Below are 15,618 nucleotides of genomic sequence, written 5' to 3' on the forward strand. Positions count from 1 at the left end.
TGTCGACCATGCGCCAAGCGCAAGCGCTGCACTTCTCCACCCATGACGGCGTCGAGCTGCATTACCGTCACTGGCCTGCCACGCGTAACCAACACCAGCCACGCCGGGCCGTGGTGATGTTCCATCGCGGCCACGAACACGGCGGGCGCATGGCACACCTGGCCGACGAGCTGGACATGCCGGGCTACGATTTCTTCGCCTGGGATGCCCGCGGCCACGGCCATTCGCCGGGCGCGCGTGGCGACAGCCCGGGCTTCGCCACCAGCGTGCGCGATGTGCAGACCTTCATCGAGCACATCCAGGCCAGCCATGGCATCGCCGAACAGGACCTGGTGGTGCTGGCGCAGAGCGTAGGGGCCGTGCTCGTGGCCACCTGGGCCCACGACTACGCGCCCAAGGTGCGCTGCCTGGTGCTGGCCTCGCCAGCGTTCAAGGTCAAACTGTATGTGCCGTTCGCCCGCACCGGCCTGAAACTGCTGAAAGCCTTGCGCGGAAACTTCTTCGTAAACAGCTACGTCAAGCCCCGCCTGCTCACCCACGACCCCGAACGGGTCATGTCGTACGTGGCCGACCCGCTGATCAGCCGGCCGATTTCGGTGACCATGCTGCTGGGCCTGTACGAAGCCGCCGACCGGGTGGTGGCGGATGCCCAGGCCATTCAGTTGCCAACCCAGCTGCTGGTGTCCGGTGCCGACTTCGTGGTCGAACGCCAACCGCAGGAACGCTTCTTCGAACGCCTGGGCAGTGCGCGCAAGGAAATGCACATCCTGCCAGGCTTTTTCCACGACACCCTTGGCGAGCGTGACAGGGCCCATGCCTTGCGGCGCATCGAGCGGTTTGTCGAACATTGCTTCGCCAGCCCCGCCGCCCTGCCGTCACTACTCGATGCCGACAAGATCGGCGCCAGCTGCGCCGAAGCCGAAAGCCTGGCCGCACCGCTGCCGCGCAACTCGCCCCGCGACCTTTACTGGCGTGCTACCCGTGCCGGGCTGCGGCTGGGCAATGGGCTGTCCGAAGGTGTGAAGCTGGGTTTCGATACCGGTTTCGACTCGGGCAGTACCCTGGACTACGTGTACCGCAACCAGCCGACCGGCAAAGGCAAGCTCGGCCGCCTGATCGACCAGAACTACCTCGACGCCATCGGCTGGCGTGGCATCCGCCAGCGCAAGCTTCACGTAGAGGAACTGCTGCGCCTGGCCATCGTCCGCCTGCGCGAACAGCAGCGGCCGGTGCACATCGTCGATATCGCCGCCGGCCATGGCCGCTACATTCTCGAGGCCCTGCAGGAGCTCGAACAGCTGCCGGATTCGATCCTGCTGCGTGACTACAGCGAACTGAACGTGCAGCAAGGCAGCGCACTGATTGCAGAAAAGGGCCTGGCCGACATCGCCCGCTTCGTCCAGGGCGATGCCTTCGACCGCCAGAGCCTGGCCACCCTGGAACAACCACCGACCCTGGCCGTGGTCTCCGGCCTGTACGAACTGTTCGCCAGCAACCAGTTGGTAGGCAACTCGCTGGCCGGCCTGGCGGATGCGCTGGAAGATGGCGGCTATTTGGTCTACACCGGCCAGCCGTGGCACCCGCAACTGGAAATGATCGCCCGCGCCCTCACCAGCCACCGCGGCGGGGAGGCCTGGGTGATGCGTCGCCGCAGCCAGGCCGAAATGGACCAGCTGGTAGAAGCGGCCGGGTTCCGCAAGCTGGCCCAACGCATCGATGAATGGGGCATTTTCAGCGTCAGCCTGGCACAACGGGTGCGCTGAATGAGCCCATCACGCGAGCCCCGGCTGATCCGCCGAGGCGTGTTCTGGCTTCTGTTGCTGGGGCCGCTGTTTTTCCTCAGTTACGGGCTGGCGAACAACCATACCGCCGGGCGCAGTGATGTCGGCAGCCTGGTGTTCGGCTGGGAAAGCCGCATGCCGTTGTGGCCGTGGACGATCATCCCGTACTGGTCGATCGACCTGCTCTACGGTTTGTCCTTCCTGCTGCCACGCACGCGCCAGGAAATGGACCGGCACGCGCTGGCGCTACTCACCGCGCAGCTGATCAGCGTCAGCTGCTTCCTGCTCTGGCCGCTGCGTTTCACCTTCGAGCGGCCGGAACTGGGCGGGGTGTTCGGCTGGATGTTCGATGTGCTCATGGGCTTCGACAAGCCGTTCAACCAGGCACCGTCGCTGCATATTGCCCTGCTGGTGATCATCTGGACGATGTTTGCCCGGCACGTGCAGCGCCAGCCCTGGCGTTGGCTGATGCATGGCTGGATGGCACTGATCGGGGTGTCGGTGCTGACCACCTGGCAGCACCATTTCGTCGACGTGCCGACCGGGGCATTGGCGGGGTTCGTCTGCGTCTGGTTGTGGCCACATCAAGGGCAACTGCCCTGGCAGCAGGTGCGCCTTGCGCGGGATGCCAAGCGTTGGCGGTTGGCGTTGTTCTATACAGTGGGTGGGCTGCTGTGCGCAGTGCCTGCCGTTGCGTTGGGCGGCGCCTGGCTGTGGTTGACCTGGCCGGCCGTGTCGCTGGCTTTGGTGGCGCTGAACTATGGCGTGCTCGGTGCAGGCGGGTTTCAGAAAGGCGCCGATGGGCGCTTGTCGAATGCAGCCAGCTGGCTGCTGGCACCGTACCTGATTGGGGCGTGGGTCAACTCGCGGTTGTGGACCTGGCGGCACCCGCAGGCGGATGAAGTGTGTGATGGCGTCTACCTTGGGCGGATTCCTGGGTGTGGCGCGCAGTTCGCTGCGGTGGTCGATTTATGCGCAGAACTACCGTGCATTGTTGGCCGCCCTGTCGCGGACACTTGTGGGAGCGGCCTTGTGTCGCGAAAGGGCCGCGAAGCGGCCCCAGATTTTCAGCTTCGCAGCAGATATTGCTGGGTCCGCTTCGCGGCCCTTTCGCGACACAAGGCCGCTCCCACAGGGTCCGCGTCAGCCGGTCAGGCAGCGCATGGCTACGCATGTTTTCCTACCTTGGACCTGATCGCCCCGGAAAGCCCATTGCTGCACCAAGCCGCCGTCGCCATCGAACGCCTGCGCTCGCAAGGCCCGGTGCTGGTCTGCTGCGCCCTGGGCTATTCGCGCAGCGCCAGCGCCGTGGCAGCCTGGCTGGTGCTCACGGGCCGCTGCAGTGATGCTCGCCAGGCCGAAGCGCTGATCCGCAAGGCCCGCCCTGGCGTGGTGCTGCACAGCGCACACCGCCAGGCCTTGCAACAGCTAGGGACACAACCATGACGCTGTACGTGGTGGCCAGCCTGCTGGGCCGAGGCAAACAACTGGAACGCCTGTCGGACGGCCTCACCCTGCTGGCCCTGGCCTACGGTTTGGCGCCCTTGCTGGGTGCCCAATTGCAACCGCTGGCCAGCCTGCTGTGCATTGCGCTGCTGGTACTAGGCGTGCTGCACAAGTACTGGGCCGTCCGTGTGGCCATCGATGCCCAATTGTTCGCCCGCCTCGCCGCCAGCCGCGACCTGGCGGCGGACACCCAGGCCCTGGACCACGCACTGTTCGAGCTGAAACTCAAACCGCAGGCCGCCGACACCCGAGCATGGCCTGCCCGTAGCCGGGCCGCGCTGGCCCTGTTGCGCCGCCAGGCAGTGTGCCTGGGCCTGCAGCTGTCGCTGGCCTTGGCTACCCTGCTGACACTGCCTTTGAAGGGATGACTACCGATCCATGCTCGCCAACCTGACCGCCTACCTCATCACTTCCGCCGCCCGCCTGATCACCGGTGCCCGCGCCCTGTGGCTGGGCTGCACGCCGCTGCCGGTGCAGCGCCTGTATTTCGCCAACCACAGCAGCCATGGTGATTTCGTGCTGCTGTGGGCCTCGCTGCCGCAGCCGCTGCGCAAGCGTACCCGTCCGGTAGCCGGTGCCGATTACTGGGCCAAGCCGGGTATTCGCGATTTTCTTATCCGCAAGGTGTTCAACGGTGTGCTGATCAACCGGCAACACAGCGCCGGCCAGGGCAGCCCGTTGCAGCCGATCCTCGAAGCAGTGGCCCAGGGCGACTCGCTGATCTTTTTCCCGGAGGGCACTCGCAATCTCGGCGACGAGCCGCTGATGCCGTTCAGGAGCGGGCTGTACCACTTGGCAGCAGCCAACCCCGAAGTCGAACTGGTGCCGGTATGGATCGCCAATCTCAACCGGGTGATGCCCAAAGGTCGCGCCCTGCCGTTGCCGTTGTTGTGCACATTGAGCTTTGGCGAGCCGCTGCACCTGCAGGCGGATGAAAGCAAGCAAGCCTTTCTCGAGCGGGCCAGCCGGGCCTTGCTGAACCTGGCCCCCAAGGATGCCTGAGATGGACGACAACACCCTTTCCCTGTTTGCCGGCATCGGCGCCCTGCTGCTGCTCGCCAGCGTGATCGGCCGCCTGCTCAAATGGCGCGCCGGCCCGGCACCGCACGCGGTGATCGACAACCTCAACGCCCGCATCAACGCCTGGTGGGTGATGGTGCTGGTGATCGGCATCGCCTTCCTGTTCGGCAAGTACGGCGTGATCGTGCTGTTCTACGGCGTGTCATTCTATGCCTTGCGCGAGTTCATGACGCTCACCCCGACCCGGCGCAGCGACTACCCGGCGCTGGTGGCGGCGTTCTATGTGGCGCTGCCGGTGCAATACGTGCTGATCGCCATGGACTGGTACGGGTTGTTCAGCATCTTCATCCCGGTGTACCTGTTCCTGTTGCTGCCGATCCTGGCCAGCTTCGGCGGCGACACCACGCGCTTTCTCGAGCGCGCCTCGAAGGTGCAATGGGGGCTGATGATCGCGGTGTACTGCGTGTCGTCGGTGCCGGCATTGATGACCCTGGACATCCCGGGTTACGAGGGCCGCAACCTGCTGCTGATTGCCTGGCTGATCCTGGTGGTGCAGATCAGCGACGTGCTGCAGTACGTGTGTGGCAAGCTGTTCGGCAAGCACAAGGTAGCGCCCAACCTGTCACCATCCAAGACCGTCGAAGGCCTGGCCGGCGGCGTGGCGCTGGCCACCCTGATCGGCGCCCTGCTGTGCTGGATCACCCCGTTCACCTTCTGGCAGGCCGCGCTGATGGCGTTGGCGGTGAACGCCATGGGCTTCTTCGGCGGGCTGGTGATGTCGGCGATCAAGCGCGACCGTGGGGTGAAGGACTGGGGGCACATGATCGAAGGCCACGGCGGCATGCTCGACCGCATGGATTCGGTGTGCTTTGCCGCGCCGGTGTTCTTCCACTTTGTGCGGTATTGGTGGGCGTAATCATACCCCCTGGGGGTATAGAGGCCCCTGTAGGAGCGGCCTTGTATCGCGAAAGGGCCGCAGAGCGGCCCCAGGACTCCAGCAGTGGTGCACAAATTGCTGGGGCGTGCCTACCCACCTAATTCACTTGAGGTACGACCGCAGCAACGTCGCCACCTTGTCCGCCTCGTCCTGCCGCTCCTCGGCACTCAGCCCGTCCGCCACCAGGTGTTCGCGGATATGCCCTTCCATCACTTCGGCCATCAGCCCGTTCACCGCACCGCGCACGGCGGCGATCTGCTGCAGTATCGCCAGGCAGTCCTTGTCCTGCTCCAGCGCTGTCTCCAGGGCTGCGGCCTGGCCTTTGATCTTGCGCACCCGGGTCAGCAGCTGCTTCTTGCTCTTCAGGGTATGTGCCATTGGGTTTCACACCATGCTAGGTATACTGGGGTATAGTATATTTCTCGACGTTCCGGGAGCATGATAAACCATGGCGACACAAACCTCAGACCGCTGGCAGCACAGCCACCAGTTCCATACCAGCAACCTGAGCGCCGAGCGCAAGACGCGCCTGGCCGTGTGGCTGACCGCAGTGATGATGGTGGCGGAAATTACCGGGGGCTGGTTCTTCAATTCCATGGCGTTGCTGGCCGACGGCTGGCACATGAGCTCCCACGCCCTGGCCCTGGGCCTGTCGCTGCTGGCCTATGCCGCCGCGCGGCGTTATGCCGGCGACCGGCGCTTTGCCTTCGGCACCTGGAAGATCGAGATTCTCGGCGGCTACTCCAGCGCCCTGCTGTTGCTGGGCGTGGCCGGGTTGATGGCGTTCCAGTCGGTGCAGCGCCTGCTGGCACCGGGGCCGATCCACTATGACGAGGCGATCTTCATCGCCGCCGTGGGCCTGGCCGTCAACCTGATCTGCGCCTGGCTGCTGCGTGACGACCATCACCGTCACGATCATCACCACCATGGCCACGACCATCACCATGACCATGGCCACCATCACCACGACCTGAACCTGCGCTCGGCCTACCTGCACGTGATGGCCGACGCAGCCACCTCGGTGCTGGCTATCGTTGCCCTGCTGGCCGGCAAGTACTGGGGCGCCGGGTGGCTCGACCCGGTCATGGGCCTGGTCGGTGCGCTGCTGGTGGCGCTGTGGGCCCGCGGGCTGCTGCGCGATACCGGGCGGGTGCTGCTGGATGCGGAGATGGACGCGCCGGTAGTGGAAGAAATCCGCGCGGTGGTCGCGCAGCTGCCGGTGCCGGCCAGCATCACCGACCTGCACGTGTGGCGCGTGGGCAAAGACCAGTACGCCTGCATTCTCGGCCTGGCCGCCTGGGCCGAACTCAGCGCCGACAGTGTGCGCCAGGCCCTGGGCGTACACGAAGAACTGGCGCACATCACCGTCGAGGTCAACCGCCTGGCATAGCGCGACCAGACAGCTGGACGTCGAGCCCAGGCAACTGCGGCTCGGCCGATGGCCCTATGGTGACGAGTCATTCAGCCAGTCACCAGGAGTTGTGCCATGTCCGATTTCATCACCGTCCTGCGCGAAACCTGCCCGACGCCGGTCGTGGACGCCACCAAGTGGAAGCGCATCGGCGGCGATCCGCACACCGTCAACCTCAACGCCTACCTGTCGGCCGACGGCAGCAAGATCATGGGCACCTGGATCTGCACCCCGGGCAAGTTCGAGGTCAACTACGAGAAGTGGGAGTTCTGCCACTTCCTCGATGGCTACTGCATCATCACCCCGGAAGGCGAAGAGCCGAAGCACCTGAAAGCGGGTGATGTGTTCGTGATCGAACCGGGGATGAAAGGCACCTGGGAAGTGGTCGAGACCGTGCGCAAGTACTTTGTCTTTGCTTGATTCATAAGCGGACCTTGGTTTGGGTCATGTGGGATGAGTGAAAATTCCCACATGACTCTGCTCGCAATTCAACATGATGAATAAGGCAACCAGAAGTTAAGTAAACATCATCCTACTGCAAGAGTAACAGTTACATTTTTTGACATATAATTTCAGCTTTCCCCCTTCATTTGTAGTCCATTTCTGAACTGCACCTCTTCATTCCCTGAAGTATTGCCCCCGACTCATCGCAGGCCTAGGCTCTGCAAATCAGCCGGGTCACCGGGCAGCAATACCCAATTGATTCAATTGTCAGGGAGAAGAAAACATGGCTTTCGACGCCTACATTCAGATCGACAACATTCCAGGTGAAGCACTGGACGCGCAATACAGTAAATGGATCGAAGTGCTTGGCTACGATTTCGGCGTCAGCCAAAGCACATCTGCCACTGCAAGTTCTACTGGCGGAGCCACTTCCGGCCGTACCTCTGTCACCAACTTCACTTTCACCAAATACCTCGACAGTGCCAGTTGCAAACTGATGGAAGCCAGTTGCACCGGGCAGCACCTCAAGGAAGTGAAACTGGCACTCTGCCGCGCGGGTGGTGACAAACTCAAGTACTACGAAATAATCCTCGAGGAAGTGATCATCGCCGAATATTCGCAGAGCGTGGACACCGGCGTACCGCTTGAAGTAGTGCAGCTCAACTACGGCCGGATCAAGACCACCTATACCCAGCAGCGGCGCATTGATGGCGCCGGTGGCGGCAATATCGCCGGCGGCTGGGACCGGATCGGCAACAAGAAATACGCGTAAGGACAAGGCTATGTCTGAAGCCCGGGCGTTTCTCAATCTCAAGCTGCAAAACTATCATAGGCTGAAATCCGACCTGGCGCTGACCGGTCATTCCCTGGAAAAGTTTGACGTGCTGAATTCGCACATCGCCAATACTGTGGTCCGTAGCGGTGAACTTATCATCATCGGCGATCCCACCACGGCTTCCTGCACCAGCCAGGAAGCCTGGATGATGAGACAGGCGACGATTGCGCACATGGGGCTGATGCGCAACGGCCAAGGTGTGGATAACTTTTTCCTGGACAATTTCGAGACTTTGAAAAGCCTGATCGCGCATGCATCCATGGGTGCGGGCGTGGTCAGTGAAGGGTGGCGCAAGTACCTGAAAGCGATCGAAGCCACCTTGATGGATATCGAAAAACTCCATCAGCAATATCTTGGGTCGGGGACGATAACGGCCCGCGACCAATTCTATGCCAAGCGCTCGGCTTTGTTCAGAAAGCTGGAGGAGCAGTTGGACAATCTGGCTGCTTTCGGTTCCGGCCTGAGAAACAAAGGTCCGATCAAAAGGATGCTAGGTTTGTCCACTAAGAGCTATCTGCATACCGGAGAAATTGCAGGATATGCTAACAAGGTGGGAGGAGTTACGAAGGCTGCTGAGCTGGTCAAAAAAGGAGGATATATCGGCATCGCATTAGATGTCGCGACAACTGGCTTGGAAATTTACAAAGCCTGCACACTTGGGCGTGAGGAGGAATGCCGGAGAGCCAAATATGTCGAGAGTAGCGCATTCGCTGGAGGTCTCACGGGCACCGCGCTTGGATCATTGGGCGGGAAATTTGTCGCTGAGGCCGCTTGCAGTATATTTTTGGGTGTAACAACAGGAGGGCCGGGAGCGCTTGCTTGCATCATAATAGGTGGCGCTACAGGGGGTGTATTAGGCGGAAAGCTGGGCAGCGACCGAGGAGAATGGATGGGTGAACTACTATATGAAAAGGTAGCAAAATGACAACCGCACATCTCCTTGTTGCATCAGCACTCTTGCTGATAATTATCTCAACATTTATCACACTTGCTTTAACAGCGTACTTTGCCCACCGAGAAATTTATAAAATCGAAAGCATTTTAGTAAAAAGCAAAATGGTTGCCAGCGATAGGATAATGCTATCCAACGCCGGAACGCTTGGGAAAATATTTCGACTCACATCGATTGCCTTCCTACTTATGATGCCAAAATTATTTACACGCAAGGGACTTATAGACCCTGATGAAATAGCACAACTCCCGAGAAAAACAAGAAGGCAACTCAAAACAATAGGCTATATTTATACGACCCTGACAGTAGCATTTTTAACATCATGCGTTCTCTCCTACTTTCTACCTCCCTTACCTAAATAATTAGAGTATTCTCCTGACACTCCGAAGCATCAACCGCAAAAACGTGACCAGCAGGGCGAGCCCAGCTCCTATAAGAAAATTAGTCACTGCCATAAAAAATCGCGGATCAGACGCCCTTCCCTCTGGTGCGCAGTTACAGAGGGAAGGCCGCCCGGCCCGCGATAAAGTCCTCGCTCGTCAATCCTTCTTGCGGTAACCCTCGACGATCGCCGAGAAGTCCTTGCCACCCTCGCCGCGCAGGCTCATGGCCTGATACAGCTGCTGGGCCACGGCACCCAGGATCACCGGTTGATGCGCCTGGCGTGCAGCCTCGGTGGCCAGCCCTAGGTCCTTGAGCATCAGCTCGGCGCCAAAGCCACCGGTATAGCCACGCGATGCCGGCGCGGTTTCGATGATGCCCGGCCACGGGTTGTAGGTGTCCGAGCTCCAGCAACGCCCGGTCGAACTGTTGATGATGCCGGCCAGCACCTTGGTGTCGATGCCCAGCGCATTGCCCAGGGCCATGGCCTCGGACACGCCTATCATCGAGATGCCCAGCAGCAGGTTGTTGCAGATCTTGGCGATCTGCCCTGTGCCCACTTCACCGCAGTGCACGATGTTGCGGCCCATCTGCTCCAGTACCGGCTTGAGGGTGGCGAACAGCTCGGCGCTGGCACCGACCATGAAGGTCAGGGTGCCTGCCGCCGCGCCGCCGGTGCCACCGGACACCGGCGCATCGCCCATGTCCACGCCCTTGGCCGCTGCGGCCTTGGACACATCACGCGCCGTCTGCGGGTCGATGGTGCTGCAATCCACGGTCGGCGTGCCGGGGCGAATGCCGGCCAGCACGCCGTCTTCGTTCAGGTACACGCTGCGCACATGGGTGGCAGCCGGCAGCATGGTGATCACCAGCTCGCTGTTGGCCGCCGCGTCCTTGGGCGAAGGGCTGATCTGCCCACCCAGTTCTGCCAGCTCGGCCAGCACGGCCTTGTTCAGGTCGAACAGGTTCAGTTGGTGCCCGGCCTTGATCAGGTTGCGGGCCATGGGTGCGCCCATGTTGCCCAGGCCGATGAATGCGATACGCATGACTCTCTCCTTAGCGCAGGCTGATGGTGGTGTTCACGCCGTCGTTGACGCTGTCATCATCGAACCAGCGGGCGGTGACGGTCTTGGTCTGAGTGTAGAACTGCACCACTTGCTTGCCGTACGGGCCGAGGTCGCCGAGCTTGGAGCCACGCGAGCCGGTGAAGCTGAAGAACGGTACCGGGACCGGGATCGGGATGTTGATGCCGACCTGGCCGACGTCGATTTCGCTCTGGAACTTGCGCGCTGCCGCGCCACTCTGGGTGAACAGGCCGGTACCGTTACCGAACGGGTTGGCATTGACCAGGGCGATGGCCTCATCAAGGGTATCGACCTCCAGGGTCACCAGCACCGGGCCGAAGATTTCCTGGGTGTAGACCTGCATGTCGGTCTTCACGCCCGAAAACAGGGTCGGGCCAATGAAGTTGCCTTGCTCGTAGCCCGGTACCGTGACGTCACGGCCGTCGAGTTCCAGCTTGGCGCCTTCCTTGATGCCACTTTCGATCAGACCCAGCACACGCTCCTTGGCGCGTTTGGAGACCACAGGGCCGACATCGGTGCCTGGCTCGCAGCCGGCATTGACCTTGAGCTTGCTGGCCGCTTCCTTGATGTCCGGCAGCCATTCACGGGCCTTGCCCACCAACACAGCCACCGAGGTGGCCATGCAGCGCTGGCCTGCTGCACCGAAGGCGGCACCGACCAGCGCGTTGACGGTTTGCGTGCGGTTGGCATCAGGCAGCACCACCGCGTGGTTCTTGGCGCCCATCATCGACTGCACGCGCTTGCCGTGCTGGCTGCCCAGGTTGTACACGTGGGTGCCCACTTCAGTGGAGCCGACGAAGGAAATCGCCTTGATGTCCTGGTGGGTGCAAATGGCATCCACCACTTGCTTGCCGCCGTGCACCACGTTGAGCACGCCAGCCGGTATGCCGGCTTCCAGCGCCAGTTCAACCAGCAGCATGGTCGACAGCGGGTCCTGCTCGGACGGCTTGAGCACGAAGGTGTTGCCGCAGACGATGGCCATGGGGAACATCCACAGCGGGATCATCGCCGGGAAGTTGAACGGGGTGATGCCAGCGCATACGCCGATCGGCTGGCGCAGGGTGTAGGTATCGACGCCGCCGGCAACGTTCTCGGCGAATTCGCCCATCTGCAGGGTGCCGATGGAGGCGGCGTGCTCGACCACTTCCAGGCCGCGGAAGATATCGCCTTCGGCGTCGGCCAGGGTCTTGCCCTGCTCGGCACTGAGGACCTGGGCGATGCGTTTGGTGTTTTCGCGGATCAGCGCCTGCAGCTTGAGCATGATGCGCATGCGCGCGCCGATCGGCGTGTTACGCCAGGTCTGGAAGGCGCGGTGGGCAGCGGCGACGGCTGCGTCGACTTCTTCGACGGTGGCGAACGGTACGCGCGCCAGCACCTCTTGGGTAGCCGGGTTGACGATGTCGCGCCATTCGGTGGTCTTGGACTCGACCCATTGGCCGTCGATCAGCAGCTTGACCTGCTCGATTTTGGTCTGGTTAGGGGATTGCGGTGCGTTCATCTGCGTTCTCCTTGGAATTATTGTCGGGACGAGATCGCCAGCGCCGTGCAAACGCGAGGTGGCGTCCTGAGGCTTGTTTCGAGTATAGATGTGCAAACATCCAACAAGAACGCACAAAAAAACCGGATCATCATGCAAAAAGACCTTACATCCCTGAGCGCGCTCAACTGGGACGACCTGAAGTTCTTCCTTGAAGTGGCGCGTACGCGCAAGGCCAGCAGCGCCGCCAAACGCCTGAGCGTGGACTACACCACTGTGTCGCGGCGCATCAGCTCGCTGGAGGGGGCGCTGGGCACCTTGCTGTTCGAGAAATCCCGGACCAACGGCTTTGTCCTCACCGCCGAGGGCCAGCGCTTGCTGGGCTATGCCGAGTCGATCGAGAGCACGCTGCACATGGCCTGCGAGCAGGTATCCGGGTCGGGCGTGGCGTTGTCGGGGCATGTGCGCATGGGCTGCACCGAAGGCTTCGGCAGCTTCTTCGTCACCCCGCAGCTAAGCCACTTCGTCGATGCCTACCCGGCGATTTCGGTGGATATCCTGCCGCTGCCGCACTTCATCAGTCTGTCCAAGCGCGAGGCGGACATCGTCATCGCCCTGGAGCGGCCGGAGCATGGGCCTTATGTGTGCTGCAAGCTGTGCGACTACCGCTTGCGGCTGTACGCGACCCAGGACTACCTGGACCGCCATGCACCGATCAACCAGATCGCAGACTTGGCCAAGCACCCGTTCATCAGCTACGTGGACGACCTGGCGTTCAGTTCGGAGCTGCTGTACCTGGCCAACCTGATCCCCAGCGCCAGCGCGCATTTACGCAGTACCAGCGTGATTGCGCAGTACACGGCAGCGTTGCAGGGGCGTGGGCTGGCGATCTTGCCGTGCTTCCTGGCGGCGCAGGACCCGCGGCTGGTGACGGTGTTGCCGGAGGAGATCGAGGTGACACGGCAGTTCTGGATGTATTGCCGGGAGGATTTGAGGAAGTTGAAGCGGATTACGCTGTTGTGGGACTACATCCGGGGGGTGACCGAGGCGAATGCGCCGTTGTTGATGGGGGAGACCCGGGAGATGCGGTTTGCTCAGGAATAAGGGGCTGCGTTGCAGCCCATCGCCGGCAAGCCAGCTCCCACGGATGCAGCGTTGATCTAGAGGTTGTCGCTGTACCTGTGGGAGCGGCCTTGTGTCGCGAAAGGGCTGCAGAGCAGCCCCGGCAATTTGTGCATCTGCGCTAAAACCCCGAGGGTAACACAGATAATGTGGGAGCGGGTTTACCCGCGAAGCAGACAACTCGGTGCATGGCACCGGCTTCGCCGGTGTTCGCGGGTGAACCCGCTCCACAGGGATATCTGATAGCCCGTAGGCTGTGGTCAGTACGAAGCCACCACAATGGACACCCGCCGGTTCTCGGTGCGCCCGGCGCTGGTGCGGTTGTTCGCCACCGGCTGGCTGCTGCCCAGTCCGCGGGACTGGATGTTCTGCGCCGGCATGCCTACCCCGACCAGCGCCTTGGCAACGCTCTGTGCGCGGCGCTCGGACAGCTGCTGGTTATATGCCGCCTTGCCGGACGAGTCGGCATGCCCATCCACCCGCACCCCCTGGATGCCAACGCCGAGCAGCGCCTTGCCAATGCGTTCGACAATCGCCTGGCTCTGGCTGTTGAGGCTGTCCAGGTCGCTGCCGAACAGCACCTTGCCGGACAAATCGTAGGCCCAGCCTTCGTCGGTCGGGGTAAAGCCTTCACGCTTGAGCACGGCAATCTGCTCGGCGGACAGGCCTTTGGGCGGAGCGCTCTGGCAGCCGGTCAGCGCCAGCACGGCGAGCAACAAGGCCCAAAGGGGGAAACGCAAAGCCTGTATCACGGGTTCAACTCCTGTTCTTGATTTCGCTGGCGGACCGTTCCGTCTGCGCCACCTGCCAATGGCCACGGCGTTTGCGCTTGGCCTGGTACATCGCCGCATCGGCGGCATTCAGAAGACTGGCGGGGTCGGCGCCGTCATCCGGGTAATAGGCAATACCGACACTCAACGAGGTGGCGATACTGCGGCCACTGTCCAGCTGCACCGGCAACTTCATGCTGGCAACGATCTTCTCGGCAATGTGCTCGGCGTCCTGGCGCGAATGCAAAGGCGTCAGCAGCACGGCGAACTCATCGCCACCCAGGCGCGCTACCAAGTCGTGCTCGCGCAGTTGGGCACGCACGCGGTCGGCCACGCTGATCAGCACTTCGTCGCCCACCGCATGGCCGAGGGTGTCGTTGATCTGCTTGAAGTGGTCACTGTCGAGGAACAGCAGCGCCAGGTGATCCTGCTGCCGTTCGGCATTGCGCACGCTGCGGCTCAGGCGCCCCTCGAAGAAGGCGCGGTTGGGCAAGCCGGTCAGGCTGTCGTGGCTGGCCTGGTGGGCCAGGGTCTGGTTTTCGTTCTGCAGGTGGCTGTGCCATACCTCCAGCTCATCCAGCAGCGCGTTGAAGTCATTGCCCAGTTCGTTGAGCTCGGCAATCGGCGCCTCCGGCACGCGCCGGTCGAAACTGCGCTCGCGGCGGGCGGCGTGGGCGACACTGGCCAGGCCGCGCAGCGGGCGGACGATATCGCTGAGCAGACGCCGCGACAGGTATTGGGCAGCCAGGGCGCTGAGCACCGTGCAGAACAGGATGCCGGCCAGCCCGCTGAACAAGAACAGCAACAGGCTTCGCCCCTGGCCAACCAGCTCGATGCGCCCGACCTGCTGTTGCTGGTGCGTGATCGGCAGGTTGATCGGCTCATCCAGCAAGGCGGTGGCCACCTGTGCCTCCAGCCGCGCGAGCACGCCGGTATCACTGCGCTGCCAATGCGCCAGCTGCTCGCCTTCGTTGTTGAAGACCCTGGCTTCGGCCACTTCCTCGGTACTGGCGATCAGCGCCAGCGATTCATTGGCGGCAGCGCTGTCGTCAAACACCACCGCCGCTTCCACGGTGTAGCTGATCGAGCGGGCGATCAGGTGCAGGTTGTCGTTGGCGTAGACACGCAGGGCGAGCACGCCCAGCAGGGTCAGGGATATGCCGGCAAGGCCCACGGCGAGCAAGGCGACGCTGAGGTGGCCACGGCCCAACACCGAGCGCAGGGTCGGGCGCACGCCGCGCTTGCGCGTTGGTTTCATGGTTGCACCGCCCGGCGCCGCGACAATTGCAGCACGCTGGGATGAATGTGCACGCCGGAGCGTGCCACCGAGTCCAGGTTGACTTCAAAGGCTACCTGCTGGTCGCTGACCCGCAAGCAGAACAGGCTACCGACCGTGCACGGGTCGTCTGCCTCGCTGATGCTCAGCACCGGGTGGCCACTGACGCGCTCGAACAGCCGGTCGCGCTGGCCCTGGTCGAGTTTGCCAATGTAGATGGCGTCGCAGGCCTGGGCGACCTGGCTATCGTCTGCCAGCAGCCGCCGCACCTGCAGCGGTCGGCCAGACTCCTGCACATGGCCTTTGATCAGGTCATCGGCGTATTCGGTCGGGCCGACCAGGCACAGGCGCAAGGGCGAAGGTTCGACGGGCCAGCGGGCGTAGCTGAAGATGCCCAGCACCACCTGGGTAACGGCCTTGGCACGTTGCTGCGCCTGGGCGGCAGTCATGGCGGGGTCTGCCTGGGCCGGGCCTGCGGAAAGGAACAGGGCGGCCAGCAATAGCGAAAGCACACAGCTCGTCACTCGCCTTGCGGCCACGTTCATGTGGGAAATCTCTTAAGGTCCTTTCCGATATCGGCGCAACGATAGCACATGGCCGCATGCTTGTAGGAACGGCGCG

The 15,618-nt window shown here is 62.4% G+C and carries 17 protein-coding genes; 11 read left to right on the plus strand and 6 right to left on the minus strand.

The window, feature by feature from the left end; all coding sequences use genetic code 11:
• The first annotated feature begins 8 nt into the window (after nt 1–8).
• From QN085_RS21960 to QN085_RS21980, 5 genes are read left to right on the plus strand one after another with little or no spacing between them, the layout of a single operon-like run.
• Nucleotides 9–1,763 carry a bifunctional alpha/beta hydrolase/class I SAM-dependent methyltransferase gene (locus tag QN085_RS21960; protein ID WP_024087745.1) on the plus strand — a complete coding sequence of 585 codons (1,755 nt, stop codon included), beginning with the start codon at nt 9–11 and terminating at the stop codon, nt 1,761–1,763.
• Nucleotides 1,764–3,227: a phosphatase PAP2/dual specificity phosphatase family protein gene (locus QN085_RS21965; protein WP_041505616.1), complete on the plus strand. Its 1,464-nt coding sequence runs from the start codon at nt 1,764–1,766 to the stop codon at nt 3,225–3,227.
• The gene (locus QN085_RS21970; protein ID WP_013974236.1) at nt 3,224–3,655 is read left to right on the plus strand and encodes a hypothetical protein; all 432 of its coding nucleotides are present in this window, start codon (nt 3,224–3,226) and stop codon (nt 3,653–3,655) included. Before QN085_RS21965 ends, QN085_RS21970 begins: the two co-directional genes overlap by 4 nt.
• 10 nt (nt 3,656–3,665) lie before the next feature.
• Nucleotides 3,666–4,289, plus strand: a complete 624-nt coding sequence (locus QN085_RS21975; protein ID WP_013974237.1) for a lysophospholipid acyltransferase family protein — start codon at nt 3,666–3,668, stop codon at nt 4,287–4,289.
• Between the two features lies 1 nt (nt 4,290).
• Complete coding sequence (locus QN085_RS21980; protein ID WP_015271818.1) at nt 4,291–5,223, plus strand: phosphatidate cytidylyltransferase; 933 nt, start codon at nt 4,291–4,293, stop codon at nt 5,221–5,223.
• 123 nt (nt 5,224–5,346) lie between these two features.
• On the opposite strand, the gene QN085_RS21985 is transcribed toward QN085_RS21980, so the two are convergent.
• Nucleotides 5,347–5,622, minus strand: a complete 276-nt coding sequence (locus QN085_RS21985; RefSeq protein WP_003258414.1) for a metal/formaldehyde-sensitive transcriptional repressor — start codon at nt 5,620–5,622, stop codon at nt 5,347–5,349.
• Nucleotides 5,623–5,692: 70 nt separating this feature from the next.
• Between QN085_RS21985 and dmeF the strand changes: the two genes are divergently transcribed.
• The 5 genes from dmeF (at nt 5,693) to QN085_RS22010 (ending at nt 9,248) form a co-directional block, all read left to right on the plus strand.
• Nucleotides 5,693–6,634, plus strand: coding sequence for a CDF family Co(II)/Ni(II) efflux transporter DmeF (dmeF, locus tag QN085_RS21990; protein WP_041505615.1), 942 nt, complete (start codon nt 5,693–5,695; stop codon nt 6,632–6,634).
• A 96-nt stretch (nt 6,635–6,730) separates the two neighbouring features.
• Nucleotides 6,731–7,075 carry a cupin domain-containing protein gene (locus QN085_RS21995; RefSeq protein WP_003258412.1) on the plus strand — a complete coding sequence of 115 codons (345 nt, stop codon included), beginning with the start codon at nt 6,731–6,733 and terminating at the stop codon, nt 7,073–7,075.
• Between the two features lie 307 nt (nt 7,076–7,382).
• Nucleotides 7,383–7,871 carry an Hcp family type VI secretion system effector gene (locus tag QN085_RS22000; RefSeq protein ID WP_023663075.1) on the plus strand — a complete coding sequence of 163 codons (489 nt, stop codon included), beginning with the start codon at nt 7,383–7,385 and terminating at the stop codon, nt 7,869–7,871.
• Nucleotides 7,872–7,881: 10 nt separating this feature from the next.
• Nucleotides 7,882–8,859, plus strand: a complete 978-nt coding sequence (locus QN085_RS22005) for a hypothetical protein (RefSeq protein WP_285688427.1) — start codon at nt 7,882–7,884, stop codon at nt 8,857–8,859.
• Nucleotides 8,856–9,248 carry a hypothetical protein gene (locus tag QN085_RS22010; protein WP_128637360.1) on the plus strand — a complete coding sequence of 131 codons (393 nt, stop codon included), beginning with the start codon at nt 8,856–8,858 and terminating at the stop codon, nt 9,246–9,248. Before QN085_RS22005 ends, QN085_RS22010 begins: the two co-directional genes overlap by 4 nt.
• Nucleotides 9,249–9,425: 177 nt before the next feature.
• Here the strand turns inward: QN085_RS22010 and mmsB are convergent, their stop codons facing one another.
• The gene (gene mmsB, locus QN085_RS22015) at nt 9,426–10,313 is read right to left on the minus strand and encodes a 3-hydroxyisobutyrate dehydrogenase (RefSeq protein WP_013974244.1); all 888 of its coding nucleotides are present in this window, start codon (nt 10,311–10,313) and stop codon (nt 9,426–9,428) included.
• 10 nt (nt 10,314–10,323) lie between these two features.
• Complete coding sequence (locus tag QN085_RS22020) at nt 10,324–11,850, minus strand: CoA-acylating methylmalonate-semialdehyde dehydrogenase (RefSeq protein WP_013974245.1); 1,527 nt, start codon at nt 11,848–11,850, stop codon at nt 10,324–10,326.
• Between the two features lie 132 nt (nt 11,851–11,982).
• Between QN085_RS22020 and QN085_RS22025 the strand changes: the two genes are divergently transcribed.
• Nucleotides 11,983–12,933, plus strand: a complete 951-nt coding sequence (locus tag QN085_RS22025) for a LysR family transcriptional regulator (protein WP_013974246.1) — start codon at nt 11,983–11,985, stop codon at nt 12,931–12,933.
• A gap of 278 nt (nt 12,934–13,211) precedes the next feature.
• Here the strand turns inward: QN085_RS22025 and yfiB are convergent, their stop codons facing one another.
• The 3 genes from yfiB to yfiR are packed head-to-tail and all read right to left on the minus strand — an operon-like array spanning nt 13,212 to nt 15,542.
• Nucleotides 13,212–13,703, minus strand: coding sequence for an outer membrane lipoprotein YfiB (gene yfiB, locus QN085_RS22030; protein ID WP_023661427.1), 492 nt, complete (start codon nt 13,701–13,703; stop codon nt 13,212–13,214).
• Nucleotides 13,704–13,707: 4 nt separating this feature from the next.
• Nucleotides 13,708–14,979: a diguanylate cyclase DgcN/YfiN gene (gene dgcN, locus QN085_RS22035; protein ID WP_013974248.1), complete on the minus strand. Its 1,272-nt coding sequence runs from the start codon at nt 14,977–14,979 to the stop codon at nt 13,708–13,710.
• Nucleotides 14,976–15,542 carry a regulatory sequestration protein YfiR gene (gene yfiR, locus QN085_RS22040; RefSeq protein ID WP_031325652.1) on the minus strand — a complete coding sequence of 189 codons (567 nt, stop codon included), beginning with the start codon at nt 15,540–15,542 and terminating at the stop codon, nt 14,976–14,978. The genes dgcN and yfiR overlap by 4 nt, the downstream gene beginning before the upstream one ends.
• Nucleotides 15,543–15,618: the final 76 nt, after the last annotated feature.

The organism is Pseudomonas sp. M2(2023), assembly GCF_030263955.1.
GTDB classification, from domain to species: domain Bacteria; phylum Pseudomonadota; class Gammaproteobacteria; order Pseudomonadales; family Pseudomonadaceae; genus Aquipseudomonas; species Aquipseudomonas asiatica.

Bases quoted from the DNA above. Each gene is read 5' to 3' on its own strand.
- QN085_RS21960 (WP_024087745.1), top strand. From the start codon at position 9: ATGCGCCAAGCGCAAGCGCTGCACTTCTCCACCCATGACGGCGTCGAG.
- QN085_RS21965 (WP_041505616.1), top strand. From the start codon at position 1,764: ATGAGCCCATCACGCGAGCCCCGGCTGATCCGCCGAGGCGTGTTCTGG.
- QN085_RS21970 (WP_013974236.1), top strand. From the start codon at position 3,224: ATGACGCTGTACGTGGTGGCCAGCCTGCTGGGCCGAGGCAAACAACTG.
- QN085_RS21975 (WP_013974237.1), top strand. From the start codon at position 3,666: ATGCTCGCCAACCTGACCGCCTACCTCATCACTTCCGCCGCCCGCCTG.
- QN085_RS21980 (WP_015271818.1), top strand. From the start codon at position 4,291: ATGGACGACAACACCCTTTCCCTGTTTGCCGGCATCGGCGCCCTGCTG.
- QN085_RS21985 (WP_003258414.1), bottom strand. From the start codon at position 5,622: ATGGCACATACCCTGAAGAGCAAGAAGCAGCTGCTGACCCGGGTGCGC.
- dmeF (WP_041505615.1), top strand. From the start codon at position 5,693: ATGGCGACACAAACCTCAGACCGCTGGCAGCACAGCCACCAGTTCCAT.
- QN085_RS21995 (WP_003258412.1), top strand. From the start codon at position 6,731: ATGTCCGATTTCATCACCGTCCTGCGCGAAACCTGCCCGACGCCGGTC.
- QN085_RS22000 (WP_023663075.1), top strand. From the start codon at position 7,383: ATGGCTTTCGACGCCTACATTCAGATCGACAACATTCCAGGTGAAGCA.
- QN085_RS22005 (WP_285688427.1), top strand. From the start codon at position 7,882: ATGTCTGAAGCCCGGGCGTTTCTCAATCTCAAGCTGCAAAACTATCAT.
- QN085_RS22010 (WP_128637360.1), top strand. From the start codon at position 8,856: ATGACAACCGCACATCTCCTTGTTGCATCAGCACTCTTGCTGATAATT.
- mmsB (WP_013974244.1), bottom strand. From the start codon at position 10,313: ATGCGTATCGCATTCATCGGCCTGGGCAACATGGGCGCACCCATGGCC.
- QN085_RS22020 (WP_013974245.1), bottom strand. From the start codon at position 11,850: ATGAACGCACCGCAATCCCCTAACCAGACCAAAATCGAGCAGGTCAAG.
- QN085_RS22025 (WP_013974246.1), top strand. From the start codon at position 11,983: ATGCAAAAAGACCTTACATCCCTGAGCGCGCTCAACTGGGACGACCTG.
- dgcN (WP_013974248.1), bottom strand. From the start codon at position 14,979: ATGAAACCAACGCGCAAGCGCGGCGTGCGCCCGACCCTGCGCTCGGTG.
- yfiR (WP_031325652.1), bottom strand. From the start codon at position 15,542: ATGAACGTGGCCGCAAGGCGAGTGACGAGCTGTGTGCTTTCGCTATTG.